Raw genomic sequence first — 15174 nt, forward strand, 5'->3', positions numbered from 1 at the left:
TATTCTGGTGCTAAATTACAAATTTACGTTGAGCTATGGTGAACTATAGACTTGCCTAAAGAATCTTTGGTACGTATATAATAAGACCAATAATGGCTGATGCTATAGAAACTAACATTACGGCACCCGCAGATATATCTTTTATAAATCCGATTTTTACATCAAATTCTGGTTGAATGTAGTCAGCAATTTTTTCTACGGCCGTATTCATGCCTTCAATACCTAAAACAATGGCTATTGCAAATATTTGAAGTATCCATTCCGTACTTGAAATGTCGAAATAAAAACCAGCGGCTGTCATAACTATAGCAATGAATACCTGAATTTTAATACTTGCTTCGGTTCGTATTAAAAGTATGGCACCTTTAAAGGCGAAACCAACACTTTTAATACGATTGACCAAAAAGGATTCTTTTGGCATGAGATTTTTGTTATTAGTTCATCAACGCCTCTAATGCTGCTTTGTAATTTGGCTCTTCAGTAGTTTCAGCTACCTGCTCAGTATAAATAACATTACCTTTTTCGTCAACAACCACTACGGCTCTTGATAATAAAGGAGCTAAAGGACCGTCTGAAAATGCTACGTTGTAACCTTTTCCAAAATTACCATCTTTAAAATCTGAAAGCATCTCAACATTTTCAATACCTTCTGTACCACAAAATCTTGCCTGAGCAAATGGTAAGTCCTTAGAAATGCATAGTACTATGGTGTTATCCAACTCTGCAGCTTCTTGGTTGAACTGGCGAACAGATTGTGCACAAGTACCTGTGTCAACACTAGGGAAAATATTTAGAACTACCCTTGAACCTTCATAGTCAGAAAGTTTTACGGTAGATAAGTCGTTTTTAGTTAATTCAAATTCCGGAGCTTTGCTGCCATTATCTGGTAAAGTTCCTATAGTGTGTATTTCATTTCCTTTTAATGTAACCGAAGCCATAACTTTTATCTTTTTATGATTGAGAATGTGAAATTATAAAATATAAAGATGAAACGAGCGGGAATAGGACAAAAAAAAAGTCCCTTCAATTTTGAAGGGACTTTATAAATTTAAAAGCTATTATTGGTCTATGGAGCCTAAGACCCGTTTCATAAACTGATTCATAGCATCTTTTTTTGGAGTGCCAGCTTCTATGCTATTGGAAACTTCAATGGCACCGTACATATTTGAAATAAGTTCTCCAATGACATCAAGTTCTTCATCTTTTAGCGAAGGCAACTCTGTAAGTGCTTCTAGAGTTTCAATGGTCTCTAGAACATAGTCACTATCCTTCTCCTCAATGAACTCCGTCAATAATTTAATTATGGGTAATCTCACCGATCAGTTCTTTTAATAGGTCATACTTATTGGTCTGAACCTGGTTTTTTAATTTACCTGACTCAAATGAAGCAAAAGTTGGTAAGTTGCTTACGTCAGCTAATTTTCTTGATTCTGGAAACTTTTCGGCATCTGCCAATACAAAAGTAATATTTTCGTTCTGTGAAGCTTCTTTTTTAAATTTAGGCTTCATAATTCTACAGTTACCGCACCACGTGGCAGAGTATTGAACAACAACGTTAGGGTTGTTCTCAATGATTTCCTGTAAATTATCTTGTTCTAATTCTAATAACATAACTAAAGCTTTTTAATGGTTAATAAAATGAACATGAAGTGAAATACTTCATGTTCATTAAACATTCTATTTAGTTTGCATGAGCAGAAAGGTAGCTAGCAACACCGTCTCTATTTGCAGACATTGCCTCTTTACCTTCTTCCCAGTTTGCAGGGCAAACTTCACCTTTTTCCTGTACATGGGTTAAAGCATCTACCAAACGTAAATACTCACCAACATTTCTACCTAAAGGCATATTGTTGATACTTTCGTGTTGTACAACACCTTCTTCATCAATGATATATGTTGCTCTGTAAGTAACATTGTCACCTTCAACCTGAACGGTTTCAGTTTCTTCGTCGTAAACTTCGTTTTGGATATCCAATATTCCTAAAACGCTAGATAGGTTACGGTTACTATCCGCTAAAATTGGATATGTTACACCTTCAATACCACCGTTATCCTTGTCTGTGCTCAACCAAGCAAAGTGTACTTCTGGAGTATCACAAGATGCACCTATTACAAGTGTGTTTCTTTTTTCGAACTCACCAATGGCAGCTTGGAATGCGTGTAATTCCGTTGGGCAAACAAAAGTGAAATCTTTTGGATACCAGAATAGAACTACTTTTTTATTATTCTTTTGAGCTTCTTCTAAAACATTAAGTTTAAAAGTATCGCCCATGTCGTTCATTGCGTTAACACTAATATTTGGGAATTTCTTTCCTACAAATGCCATAATATGTTTTCGTTTTATAATTAATTATAAAGCAAAATTAAGACTTGTAAGAGGGTAAAGTGTCTTTCTAAATTAGATTTTTCAATAGTAGAATAACTATTTTGAATAGCGAAGCAATACAGGTGTTTTTAGTGTCGAAGACGTAAAATTAAGGCCCTTAATTTATCACATTGACAATTGTTAGCTTATTATGCTAAAAAGTGATGAATTTTAATTTTAGGCTTTGCCCGTGGCCAACTTTTTTATTTTAATGTTAAAGCCTGCAAAGATGAAGGTCATAATTGGGCTTAACCAGTTAAAAATGGCATAAACAAAATACTCTGCTACACCAACACCCAAAACACCACTATGGTAAGCACCACAGGTGTTATACGGAATTAAAACAGATGTAACCGTACCAGTATCTTCAAGAGTTCTGCTCAAATTTTCAGGAGCCAAGCCTTTGTCCTTGAATGCTTTTGAGAACATTTTGCCCGGTACTACAATTGCTAAATATTGATCGGAAGCGGTACCGTTTAAAACAATACAGCTAATTCCAGTGCTAAAGAATAGCCCAAAAGTAGATTTAGCCATGCTCAACAATGATTTTGTAATTCTTGCCAAAGCTCCAATACCATCCATAATACCACCAAAAAACATAGCGCAAATTATAAGCCAAATGGTGTCCAACATTCCTTTCATGCCTTTTGATGAGAATAAATCGCTTAAGGCTTTATTATCGGTGGGTATATCAGTACTTACCGTAATGGCTTTTAAGATTCCCTGATAACCTGATTCAAAATTTAATTCTGATGCTCCTGTGATGCCGGCAACAATATTCGGTTGAAAGATCAATGCAAAAATAGCCGCTAATAAAGTACCTATAAGTAATGCCGCCAATGGAGGTGTTTTTTTAACTATTAGTGCAATAACGGCAATGGGTACTAAGAATAACCATCCGTTGATATTAAAAGAGGAATCTATAGATGCTAAAATGGCGTCAACATCAGCTTCTCCACTTGTATTAAGGCTAAAACCAATAATTAAAAATACAATTAGCGTAACGGAAATAGTTGGTACCGTAGTCCATAGCATATACTTTATATGCGAGAACAATTCTCCACCGGCCATTGCAGGTGCTAAATTTGTGGTGTCGCTCAGGGGAGATAACTTATCGCCAAAATATGCTCCGGATAAAACTGCTCCTGCGGTCATTCCCAAAGAAATACCCAGTGCTTCACCAATACCTATTAAGGCAATACCTACGGTTGCAGAAGTGGTCCAGCTACTACCTGTTGCTACGGATATAATGGCACAAATAATCACACAAGCTGCTAAAAATATGGTAGGATTAAGTATTTGAAGTCCGTAGTAGATCATGGCCGGAATTATGCCACTAACCAGCCAAGTACCCGCTAGAGCACCTACCATTAAAAGTATAAGTAACGCTCCCGTGGTAGATTTTATGTTCTCTTCAACCTCGGCAATCATTTGCTTGTAAGATACCTTGTTCAGAAAACCAACTATTGCGGCCACTGCGCCACCAAGCAATAAAATAAACTGATTTGATCCGCTGAGCGCATCATCACCAAACACATAAACATTGTAAGCCAACATGGCAACTAGGGCAATTACAGGAACTAAAGCAGCAAAAATGCTTAATTCTTTATTGTCAACAATATGCTCATTTTCCCTATGTTCATTAGTGTTTTGGTCAATCATTAAAATGAAGTTTGGTTATTTCGTAATATTACGATTTCTGTTACGGATGTGCAAACCCAACATGCAAAATAGAGTTTAGACTTTTATGCTTTTGATATCCAGAATATTAAGGTCCAAAAGGCATTTTTTCATTAATTCATAGGTTCGTTCTATGTCGTCGTCAAGTCCAATGGAAAATCTAATTAGGCCATTGCCCAATCCCATTTCTAGTTGTTCTTCCATAGGAATTTCAGAAGACGTTGAGCTACCTGGGGCACTGAACAAGGTTTTATAAAAACCTAAACTTACGGCTAAGTAACCCAATTTTCTTTCTTGCATTAATTCCATCAATGCATTGGCATTTTCTAAACTGCCAACGTCCATTGTAATTAAGCCGCCGTAACCATATTCCGGATTCATTTGATCTTCCATAATCAAATGACCTGGGTGAGATGAGAGTCCTGGATAGACTATTCTAAGTCCGTCCCTTTCAAAATTTTCAGCCAAGAACTGGGCATTTTCACTGTGTTTTTTCATGCGTATATGCAGTGTACGCATGTTTTTTAGAATTGAAGAAGCTCTTAAACTATCTAATGTACTACCTAATAACATACCCGCACCATTATTTACATCTTTAAGTCCTAAACAAAATTCGGTGGTGCCGCAAACGACCCCTGCAACACAATCGCTAGTACCATTTATAAATTTGGTTAAACTGTGTATGACGATATCTGCACCCAATTTTGCCGGGGTAATGGTTAAAGGCGAGAAGGTATTGTCAACAGCTAATAGTAGTTTGTTCTTCTTTGCTATTCGTGATAATGCCGAAATGTCCGCTACTTCTAAAAGCGGGTTGCTTACGCTCTCACAGTAGATCAATTTAGTATTTGGTCTAATAGCGTTTTCCACGGCATCTAAATCCGTAATGTCTAAAAAGCTAGTTTCTATCCCAAACTTTACTAGAAAGTTTTTCATGAAAGCATATGTGCCACCGTAAATTGTTCTACTACTTATTATGTGGTCGCCCGCACTGCATATTTGTAAAATTACAGCTGTAATAGCCCCCATGCCACTGGCGGTTACATTGGCGCTTTCTGTACCTTCTAAAGCTGCAAGGGCTTCCCCTAAATATAAGTTTGAAGGAGAGGAATGCCTACTATATAGATAGCAGCCTTCTGTGTTTCCTTCAAAAGTATCGAACATCGTCTTTGCCGATATGAAAGTATATGTTGATGAATCTGATATGGACGGATTTACGCCACCGTATTCTCCAAAGTATTGTAAATCTTGTAAATCATTGCTGCTTTTGTGACTCATAGGTTGTTGTTTTCTGTAAAACTACCCTTTAAGTGTAAATTTGTCAACAGAAATGTAAATTTTTAGAATTTGATGCTATTATTTATGTGAAATTAGATTTTTATTCTATTATTGTTTAATTTGTAACAACCAGACGGAATTATATTCATTATGAAACTTGACCAAATTGATAACAAGCTATTGGAATTACTACAGGAAGATAGTAAGAAGACAACTAAAGAGTATGCCTTAAAATTAGGGCTTTCCACCACTGCCATTTATGAACGTATAAAAAGATTGGAACGGGAAGGGGCAATAAGAAGTTACGTGGCGTTAGTTGACAAAGCTATTGTAAATAGGAACTTTACGGTATTTTGTCACGTGAAGTTAGTGCAGCATGTTAAGGATAATATTGCACAATTTGAAGCACAGGTCATGCGTTTGCAAGAGGTGGTAGAATGTCACCATTTAAGTGGTGATTATGATTATCTATTGAAAATTCATGTTAAAGATATGGAGGCTTACAGACATTTTATGGTCAATAAATTAACGACTATGAATCATATTGGAAGTACTCAAAGCTCATTTACTATAAAAGAGGTAAAGCATTCTACCGCTATACCGCTTTAAAACTAAAAATAGTATTAATTTTGTAAGACATTAGAAAATTAAAATTTTATGGATCAATATGATGTAGCCATTATAGGCTCAGGACCTGGAGGATATGTCGCAGCAATACGTTGTGCGCAACTAGGAATGAAAACTGCAATAATTGAAAAATATTCCACCTTGGGCGGAACATGTTTAAATGTTGGCTGTATTCCTTCTAAGGCGATGTTAGATTCTTCGCATCATTATGAAGATGCCATTAAGCATTTTGATGAGCATGGTATTGAGATTCCTGGTGAAGTTAAAGTGAACTTGGAAAAAATGATCGCTCGTAAGCAAGGTGTGGTTGATCAAACTACAAAGGGTATAGAGTTTTTGATGGACAAAAATAAAATTACCGTTTATGAAGGTGTAGGTAGTTTTAAAGATGCTACTCATATTAACATCAAAAAGAACGATGGAAAAACCGAAGAGATCGAAGCTAAGAATATTATTATAGCCACAGGTTCCAAACCATCTACCTTACCGTTCATTACATTGGATAAAGAACGTATCATCACATCTACAGAAGCTCTAGAACTAAAGGAAGTACCAAAACATATGATTGTTATTGGTGGTGGTGTTATAGGCTTGGAATTAGGTCAGGTGTATAAAAGACTAGGGGCAGATGTTACTGTGGTCGAGTTTATGGATCGTATTATTCCTGGTATGGATGGTGCACTTTCAAAAGAACTGACCAAGGTGCTTAAAAAGCAAAAAATGAAGTTTGCCTTATCTCACAAAGTAAAATCGGTTGAAAGAAAAGGAGATCAGGTTATTGTAAAGGCCGATGATAAAAAAGGTCAAGAGGTTGTTTTTGAAGGTGACTACTGTTTGGTTGCTGTAGGTAGAAAGCCTTATACTGACGGATTAAATGTTGATGCTGCAGGTGTTCAACTTGATGAAAGAGGTAAAGTCATTGTTGATGAGCACTTGAAAACTAACGTAGATAATATCTACGCTATTGGTGATGTCATCAAAGGAGCTATGTTAGCTCATAAAGCTGAAGAAGAAGGTACTTTGGTTGCTGAGCAATTGGCAGGTCAAAAACCTCATATTGATTATAACTTAATACCTGGGGTTGTGTATACTTGGCCAGAGGTAGCTGCAGTTGGTAAAACTGAAGAAGAGCTAAAGGAAGCTGGTGTTGACTATAAAGTTGGTCAATTTCCAATGCGCGCTTTGGGCCGTGCAAGGGCAAGTATGGATACTGACGGATTTGTAAAGATCCTTGCCGATAAAAAGACCGATGAAGTCTTAGGAGTTCATATGGTGGGTGCTCGTGTTGCAGATTTAATTGCCGAAGCGGTAACTGCAATGGAATTTAGAGCTTCTGCAGAAGATATTTCTAGAATGAGCCATGCTCATCCAACATATGCTGAAGCAGTGAAAGAAGCAGCATTGGCCGCAACCGATGATCGTGCGCTTCATGTTTAATTAATAGATACTATTTTAAATAAAAAAGGCAGCCCTTGGGCTGCCTTTTTTAATATTATAACTTCTAGACCATTTGTTAGGGTGGTTTTAATTTTTTATCAATCCCAGTAATCGTAGTACTTTTTCCGTTATGGTTCTCAATGCTTCAAACAGTAAAATTGCTATTTGTTCCAAGTAAATTCTAGTAGTTGACAAAAAGCTAGATATGCTAGATTTAATTTCTACTTTATGATTTTCATACTGTAGTGCGAAAAATGTACTTGCAATCATAAACAATATGGCTCCCGGTACAACAAAGTATGGATTCAGTGAGTGGTGAAAAAACCTATATAAGCCAACGCCTGTAAAACTACCATATAGAATAATGAAATGTATGATATATATTGATAGCGTGCTTTGACCGATTTTTAGCCAAGTAGAGTTCATTAAAAACTTTCTTAGCAGTATAAATATGGAAAAGACTAATAATACATCACCTAAGCGAATAAATAGGTAATTGTTATTGAAAATGGATTGAAATAGCTGTATTCCGGTAACTTCATGCAAATAAAGAAAGAAATCGGAAGAAAAAAACATTAAGATTAACCCAATGGCTACATATGTTGGTACTATGAAATTATAAACATTTTTATTGTTTTGAAATCTAGAAAATAGCACAGATAGAAAACTACCTATGGTTGCATAGCCCAACCAGGGTATAATAGTGAACACAGAGCCGTTGGTCTTTGTGAAATAATTTGCCATGGCTTGCGGTAAAAAATTAAAACTTAGGGTTTTGTAATAAGGCTCAAAGGCAAATAATAATAGGGTAGTGGTTGCCAATATTGTTGGGAAAATCCATTTCTGCCTAGCAAATGTCAAGATGTAAAAACCTATGATGAATAATAAAGAAAGCCCAATACAGTGCAGTACATCAACTAAATAAAAAGAATCATAGATTTCGCCTTTAAAGAGACCAAAAATATTCATTCTTAAAAGATAGGCGATGACCAAAAGTTCAAGACCACGTTTAATTCCTTTTTTTACACGAGGGTTACTCCAACCCGTCTGTGGTGATCTTATCAGCAAAAAAGTAAAAATAAAACCAGAAACGGTAAAGAAAACCGGAGCGGTAATTCCTCTAAAGTATTTCCAAGTGGTAAAGAGTATATTTGAGTTGTCTCTGAATGCATTATCAAGCAAACCATCAATAAAATGACCTTGTAACATCATTAAGATGGCCCACGCTCTTATAGCGTCTAAAAAAAACAATCTTGACTTAGAGTTGCTCATTATAACAATTATATCCTATATACTTATAAAACAGTAAGTTTGGATGTTTAAAGCGGTAAAATTAGATAAAATAATTTAAGGTTAGGCTTTATTAAATTAAATTCGCAAATACACAATAAAATAGCATTATGAGTTACGTTTTAACATTTGCAGGAAGCAATTCTTCAGTTTCCATTAATTATAAATTGGCAAAATATACTTCCACGTTAATTGGCGATACAGAGGTTAGGTTAAGAGACATGTCTAAATACCCTTTTCCTATGTATAGTCAAGATGCGGAAAAAGAAGATGGTTACTCTAACTCTTTGGTGGAGTTCAAGAATGAAATAAGTAATGCCAAAGGCTTGATCATTGCCGTAAGTGAGCACAATAGTTACCCTTCTGCTTATTTTAAAAATGTTATGGATTGGTTATCTAGGTTAGATGTAAAGTTCTTAGCGGATAAGAAGATAATGTTAATGGCCACTTCAAATGGTGGTCGTGGTGCTATTGGAGCCTTAGAGGTTGCGGAAAAAATGATAACTAGATTTCAAGGTACTGTGGTTACATCTTTTTCATTGCCAAGATTTAACGAGAATTTTGATGAGCAAAAAGGAATTATAGATGATGAATTGGCAAAAGTACACGCTGAAAAAGTAAGCACTTTTGTAAAGGCTATTTCCTAATTAAAGAATTGCTTGTTCAAGTTAAATTATTCTTAGTCTGTCCTGTTAAATTGCGGAACTTCTTTACCTTTATGGCGTGCTAAAAACGTTCAGGGAACATATAGAAATTTCTTTTCCGGAATTGTTGGAAAATCACTTCATAATTGCATGTAGTGGAGGTCTTGACAGTACCGTATTGGTAGAATTATGTAATAGGGCACAGTTACAATTTTCAATTGCACACTGTAATTTTCAATTACGCGGAAATGCCAGTGATGAAGATGAAACCTTTGTTAGAAGTTTAGCAAATAACATAAATAAACCGGTGTATGTCACCCATTTTGATACTTTGGGCTATGTGAACCAACACAAGGTTTCGGTTCAAATGGCGGCGCGTGAATTACGATATGCGTGGTTTAGGCAATTGCTGAATCAAGATGCAGGCAAGTATGTTTTAACGGCACATCATGCAAATGATAATATTGAGACTTTTTTGATCAATTTATCTAGAGGCACGGGTATTGATGGTTTAACGGGTATACCAGCGAAAATTAATTACTTAAGAAGACCATTGTTGCCTTATACTCGAGAAGAGTTGGAAAACTTTGCGAATGCCGAAAATATAAATTGGCGTGAAGATGCCAGTAATGCGGACATTAAGTATTTACGTAATAAAATAAGATTAGAGGTTATTCCAAAGTTGAATGAACTTCATCCTACTTTTTCTGAAAATTTTAAAAATACCCTTCAATATTTACACCAAACGGAAACGATAGCCTCTACTTATCTACTAAAGTTAAAGCAAGATTTATTTGTAAGTAAAGATGGTAAGGTAGAAATAGAAATTGATAAGCTTAGGGGCTTACAGCCATTACCTACTTATTTGTATGCATTGTTCAGTCCATATGGATTTAAAGAAATGGACAATCTAGAAGGTTTGTTAAACGGTTTATCCGGTAAACAACTCCAATCTAACACCCATATTCTAGTTAAGAATCGCAATGTATTATTATTGACCTCAAAAAGCGATGCTAAATCCGTAGTTGATGAGTTCTTAATTCCTGAGGATAAAGTACCTTTGAATCTTCCGGTCAACTTGAAATTTACAAAGGTTTCTGAACGTTATGATAATACAAAGAATGAAATATACGTTCAAAAAAGTGCTTTAAAATATCCGCTGACCGTAAGAAAATGGAAAAGTGGCGACTATTTTTATCCGATAGGTTTAAATCGAAAAAAGAAGTTGTCCAAGTATTTTAAAGACGAGAAAGTTGATGTTTTGTCTAAAGAAGAAACTTGGCTGTTATGTTCAGGTGAGCAAATTGTTTGGGTTGTAGGCATGCGTGCAGACCACCGTTTTAGGGTTGTAGATACCACCCAAGAGATTTTAAAAATAGATATTAAATGATTAGATTTTTTGCATTCCTATTTTTTTTAACTGTAATGCCATTACAGGTTATTGCGCAAACCGAAGATGAACCCGTAGTTTGGGAACAGCAAATCAATAAGATTTCGGATACGGAATATGAATTGGTAATGCAGGCTAAAATTCTTGACGGATGGCACATGTACTCTCAGTTTACGTCAGAATTTGGTTCTTTGCCAAGTGAATTCACCTATAATGGCAACGGTACAATTTATGAATTGATAGATGGTACCTTGGAAAGCGAAACAATAAAGGAATACAGTGAAATTTTTGAAGTAGAAGAAACCTATTTTAAAGATGAGGCCACCTTTACACAAAGAATTAAAATATTGGACCCTGAAATCAACCAGATAGATGTTGATCTCTTTTTTCAGGTTTGTAAAGAAGTTTGCATTCCTATGGACAAAAAGTTCATGTTTACTTTAGATGGTTCTGAAGCTGAAATTATAAACACTGTTGATGATAGAAGTTTAGCTTTAGGTCAAAAGTTACGGTTAGACCTTAAAAATAGAGAACTGTTAACGCAAGGTCAAGATACCATTGCTACAGGTACAAATATCTGGGTCATATTCGGACTTGGTTTTCTTGGGGGATTAATAGCCTTATTGACCCCGTGTGTATTTCCAATGATTCCGTTGACCGTATCTTTTTTTACCAAACACTCTCAAAAAAAATCGAAAGGGATAATTAATGCTTTGCTCTATGGATTCTTCATAGTGCTTATTTATTTTCTATTGAGTCTACCTTTTCACTTGTTTGATTCGGTAGATTCTCAAATTTTAAATTCCATAGCCACCAATGTCTGGTTGAACTTGCTGTTCTTTTTGATTTTTATATTTTTTGCCTTTTCATTTTTTGGGTATTATGAATTGACATTACCTAGTTCTTGGGCCAATAAAATGGACGCTGCATCTTCTAAGGTAGGTGGTGTTTTAGGTATCTTTTTCATGGCAGTGACCTTGGCTATTGTTTCGTTCTCCTGTACAGGTCCTATTTTGGGTGGCTTACTGGGCGGTACTACTTTAGCGGAAGGTGAAGTAGCTTCTAACCTTACCGCGGGTATGACAGGTTTTGGTGCGGCACTGGCATTACCTTTTGCTCTTTTTGCTTTGTTTCCTGCATGGTTAAATTCATTACCTAAATCTGGTGGATGGATGACCACCGTAAAAGTAGTATTGGGGTTTCTAGAAATAGGACTTGCCCTTAAATTTTTATCTAATGCAGATTTAGTTGGGCATTGGGGTATTCTAAAGCGTGAGATATTTTTGGGCATTTGGATCATATTAGGTATCGCGATGACACTCTACTTATTTGGTATATATAAATTTCCGCACGATAGCCCGGTTAAAAAGTTGTCACTAGGAAGAAAAGTAACAGCCTTTTTAAGTGCTGCATTTACGCTTTATATGATACTAGGCGTAACTAAAGTTACCAACCTTAAATTGTTGAGCGGTTTTCCTCCTCCTGAATTTTATAGCATTTTTGAGCAAGAAAGTGATTGCCCTTTAGGTATAGATTGTTTTAAGGATTTTGATGAAGGGTTGGCATATGCCAATAAGGTTGATAAACCAATTCTTTTGGATTTTACGGGATGGGCATGTGTAAATTGCCGAAAAATGGAGGAGAATGTTTGGAGCGATTCCGAAGTTTTTCCGATCATAAAAGATTATTATATTTTAATTTCTTTATATACGGATGATAGGGAGGAGCTTCCTGAAAATGAACAGTTCAATTTTCAATTTGAGAGTGGTAGAGTAAAGGAAATTAACAACATTGCCCAAAAATGGGGTACCTTTCAAGATGTGAATTTTGGTTCAATTTCCCAACCATTTTATGTGCTGCTTTCTCCTGATTTAGAAGTGCTCAACACTTCTATTCAAAATTCTGATATTCCAACCTATAAAAATTGGTTGTTAGAAGGATTAAGGAATAATAAATAGGATATCTTTTTTGTAAGATGTTGACTACTTGTCAATAAAAAGCAGAGCTCTGAGACGTTTTATGTAAAAAATAGTTTTAAATTGGGAGAGATAATCCCCCAAAGAAACTATGAGAACATTAAAAAAAATAGGAGCACTCCTGTTGGTACTTGTTACCCTTCTGATAATTATTATCGGAATATTTGCATACACTCTAAAACCAGACTACTCCGGTGAAAAGAAATTAGTTGGTCTTCAAGAAGTTGTAAATGTTTATTATGATGATTATGGAATTCCTCATATTTACGGTGAAAACGAAAAAGACGCATTTAGAACTTTAGGTTATGTTCATGCCCAAGATCGTCTTTGGCAAATGGAACTGTTAAGAAGAATTGCGAGTGGCGGACTCTCTGAGGTATTTGGTAAAGATCTTATTGGTACAGATAAGTTTTTTTTATCATTAGGAATTGCCGATGCTTCTAAGATAACGGCATCCAAGGTAGATGTAAATGACGAAGGTGTTATTTTAGCTAAAGCCTATTTGGACGGTATCAATCAATTTATAAATGAAGGTCCAACACCGGTAGAGTTTTATTTAACCGGTATAGATAAGAGAGAATTTGTTTTAGAGGATATCTATAATACTATTGGTTACATGGCCTTTAGTTTTGCAATGGCGCACAAAACAGATCCATTATTAACTTCTATAAATGCCAATTTGGGTCCTCAATACTTAAAAGATCTGCATGTAGGTTCAACCGTAGATACCGAATGGATAAAGAATTATAACCCTGCACCCAAAGATACTATCCAAAATAATCTTACTGCCGCTGTTAATAAAGCCCTAAGTGTATTGGATATTCCTTTGTTCGAAGGAAGTAATAGTTGGGTAATTGCACCTGAAAAAACAAAGAACGGAAAGGTAATTTTTGCCAATGATCCGCACATTGGTTTTTCTCAACCATCCGTTTGGTTTGAAGCTCATGTAGAAACACCTACTTATTCCAAATATGGATATCATATTGCAGGTATACCATTTCCTTTATTGGGACATAATAGAAAATTGGCCTACGGACTCACCATGTTTGAAAATGATGACGTTGATTTTTATTATGAGCAGAACAATCCAGCGAATGAGAATCAGTATCTCTCTAAGAATGGCTATGTAGATTATGAAATTGTACACAAAACAATTCATGTTAAAGACGCTGATGATGTTCAGTTTTCTTATAAAAGATCAGATCATGGTCCGATCTTAAACGGAATTGCCGATCAAGTTCAAGGGGATAGACCTATTGCAATGTCATGGGTCTACACAGAAATGGAGAATAAGGTTATAGATGCCTTATATGGTTTAAGTCATTCAAATAACTTAGCGGAATTTAAAAAATCGCTTCCAAAAATACATGCGCCTGGTTTAAATATTATGTACGGAGATAATGAGGGAAATGTAGCATGGTTTGCCACGGCCCAACTTTATAAGATACCCGACTCTGTAAACACCAAACTTATTTATGAAGTAAATAAAGGGCTATCATTAGAAAGAGAATTGTTAGACTTTAATGAGAATCCGCAGGCTATAAATCCGCCAAATAATTTTGTGTATTCCGCCAATAACCAACCAGATTCTATTGCCGGTATGTTGTATCCTGGGTATTATTTGCCAGAGAATAGAGGTAAGAGAATTGTAAGTTTATTGGAGCCTAAAGACGATTGGGATATATCTGCAGCTAGTGAGATGATAACTGATGTGATATCATCTGTAGAACCAGATATAGTTTCTAATTTGGCTAAATATTTAGATGTATCATTGCTAAGCGAAAACGGATTAAAGGCTATTGATAGTTTAAAGATGTGGTCCGGAGATTATAATTTATCATCCATAGAGGCTACTGTTTATAATAGATGGATCTACTACTTATTGGAGAATACTTTTGAAGATGAATTGGATGAGGAGTTGTTCAATCAATTTTTAAGTACTCATTTTATGAAAAGGCTGATTGCTCCTTTATCCAAAGATGAAAATTCTGTGTGGTGGGATAATGTAAACACTACCAACGTATCTGAGAATATGAAAGATATTGTGAATCTATCTTTTATGGAGGCAATTGCTTCTTTAGAAAAGGATTTTGGTAATAACGTAAATCAATGGCGCTGGGAACGTGTACATTCCATTGAACACGGGCATCCAATTGGTCAAATAGCGGCTTTACGATCTTTTTTCAATGTGGGACCTTTTCCAATACATGGTTCTAGGGAGGTAATAAATAACTTGGCCTTTGCTTATGATGATACTGGTTTTTATAAGACGACATCAGGACCCTCAACAAGAAGGGTAATAGATTTTTCAGATGTGGAGAATAGTATAAGCATTTTACCAACAGGGCAATCTGGTAACCCATTAAGCAAACATTATAGGGATCAGGCAGAAATGTATGTTAATGGTGAGTTTCGTAAAATGATGATGAATAAAGAGGAAATTAAAAAAAGCAAAGAAATCCTTACATTTAAGCCAAAGGATTAAAA

General features: G+C 35.6%; 14 protein-coding genes. 6 read left to right on the forward strand and 8 right to left on the reverse strand.

What is annotated here, in order from left to right:
• Positions 1 to 55 precede the first annotated feature (55 nt).
• From I600_RS17295 to I600_RS17325, 7 genes are all read right to left on the reverse strand, one after another.
• Positions 56 to 421, reverse strand: coding sequence for a diacylglycerol kinase (locus I600_RS17295; protein ID WP_058105828.1), 366 nt, complete (start codon positions 419 to 421; stop codon positions 56 to 58).
• Positions 422 to 434: 13 nt separating this feature from the next.
• The gene (tpx, locus tag I600_RS17300; protein ID WP_058105829.1) at positions 435 to 938 is read right to left on the reverse strand and encodes a thiol peroxidase; all 504 of its coding nucleotides are present in this window, start codon (positions 936 to 938) and stop codon (positions 435 to 437) included.
• A gap of 120 nt (positions 939 to 1058) precedes the next feature.
• A complete protein-coding gene (locus I600_RS17305) occupies positions 1059 to 1316 on the reverse strand; it encodes a DUF6952 family protein (RefSeq protein WP_058105830.1) in 258 nt (85 codons plus the stop codon).
• Positions 1297 to 1611: a thioredoxin family protein gene (locus tag I600_RS17310; RefSeq protein WP_058105831.1), complete on the reverse strand. Its 315-nt coding sequence runs from the start codon at positions 1609 to 1611 to the stop codon at positions 1297 to 1299. The genes I600_RS17305 and I600_RS17310 overlap by 20 nt, the downstream gene beginning before the upstream one ends.
• A gap of 70 nt (positions 1612 to 1681) precedes the next feature.
• Positions 1682 to 2326 carry a peroxiredoxin gene (locus I600_RS17315; RefSeq protein ID WP_058105832.1) on the reverse strand — a complete coding sequence of 215 codons (645 nt, stop codon included), beginning with the start codon at positions 2324 to 2326 and terminating at the stop codon, positions 1682 to 1684.
• A gap of 216 nt (positions 2327 to 2542) precedes the next feature.
• Positions 2543 to 4027 (reverse strand): Na+/H+ antiporter NhaC, encoded by a 1485-nt coding sequence (gene nhaC, locus I600_RS17320; RefSeq protein ID WP_058105833.1) that lies wholly within the window; start codon positions 4025 to 4027, stop codon positions 2543 to 2545.
• Positions 4028 to 4102: 75 nt separating this feature from the next.
• Positions 4103 to 5323, reverse strand: a complete 1221-nt coding sequence (locus I600_RS17325) for an aminotransferase class I/II-fold pyridoxal phosphate-dependent enzyme (RefSeq protein ID WP_058105834.1) — start codon at positions 5321 to 5323, stop codon at positions 4103 to 4105.
• Between the two features lie 150 nt (positions 5324 to 5473).
• Between I600_RS17325 and I600_RS17330 the strand changes: the two genes are divergently transcribed.
• Positions 5474 to 5932 (forward strand): Lrp/AsnC family transcriptional regulator, encoded by a 459-nt coding sequence (locus I600_RS17330; RefSeq protein WP_058105835.1) that lies wholly within the window; start codon positions 5474 to 5476, stop codon positions 5930 to 5932.
• Between the two features lie 48 nt (positions 5933 to 5980).
• Positions 5981 to 7387 (forward strand): dihydrolipoyl dehydrogenase, encoded by a 1407-nt coding sequence (lpdA, locus tag I600_RS17335; protein ID WP_058105836.1) that lies wholly within the window; start codon positions 5981 to 5983, stop codon positions 7385 to 7387.
• Between the two features lie 87 nt (positions 7388 to 7474).
• Here the strand turns inward: lpdA and I600_RS17340 are convergent, their stop codons facing one another.
• A complete protein-coding gene (locus tag I600_RS17340) occupies positions 7475 to 8659 on the reverse strand; it encodes a heparan-alpha-glucosaminide N-acetyltransferase domain-containing protein (protein WP_058105837.1) in 1185 nt (394 codons plus the stop codon).
• 128 nt (positions 8660 to 8787) lie between these two features.
• On the opposite strand from I600_RS17340, the gene I600_RS17345 reads away from it, so the two are divergent.
• From I600_RS17345 to I600_RS17360, 4 genes are all read left to right on the forward strand, one after another.
• Positions 8788 to 9324 carry an NADPH-dependent FMN reductase gene (locus tag I600_RS17345; protein ID WP_058105838.1) on the forward strand — a complete coding sequence of 179 codons (537 nt, stop codon included), beginning with the start codon at positions 8788 to 8790 and terminating at the stop codon, positions 9322 to 9324.
• Positions 9325 to 9400: 76 nt separating this feature from the next.
• The gene (tilS, locus tag I600_RS17350) at positions 9401 to 10711 is read left to right on the forward strand and encodes a tRNA lysidine(34) synthetase TilS (protein ID WP_058105839.1); all 1311 of its coding nucleotides are present in this window, start codon (positions 9401 to 9403) and stop codon (positions 10709 to 10711) included.
• A complete protein-coding gene (locus tag I600_RS17355; RefSeq protein ID WP_058105840.1) occupies positions 10708 to 12669 on the forward strand; it encodes a protein-disulfide reductase DsbD family protein in 1962 nt (653 codons plus the stop codon). Before tilS ends, I600_RS17355 begins: the two co-directional genes overlap by 4 nt.
• 109 nt (positions 12670 to 12778) lie before the next feature.
• Positions 12779 to 15172: a penicillin acylase family protein gene (locus I600_RS17360; protein ID WP_058105841.1), complete on the forward strand. Its 2394-nt coding sequence runs from the start codon at positions 12779 to 12781 to the stop codon at positions 15170 to 15172.
• Positions 15173 to 15174 lie beyond the last annotated feature (2 nt).

It is taken from the genome of Maribacter dokdonensis DSW-8, from assembly GCF_001447995.1.
Taxonomy (GTDB): domain Bacteria; phylum Bacteroidota; class Bacteroidia; order Flavobacteriales; family Flavobacteriaceae; genus Maribacter; species Maribacter dokdonensis.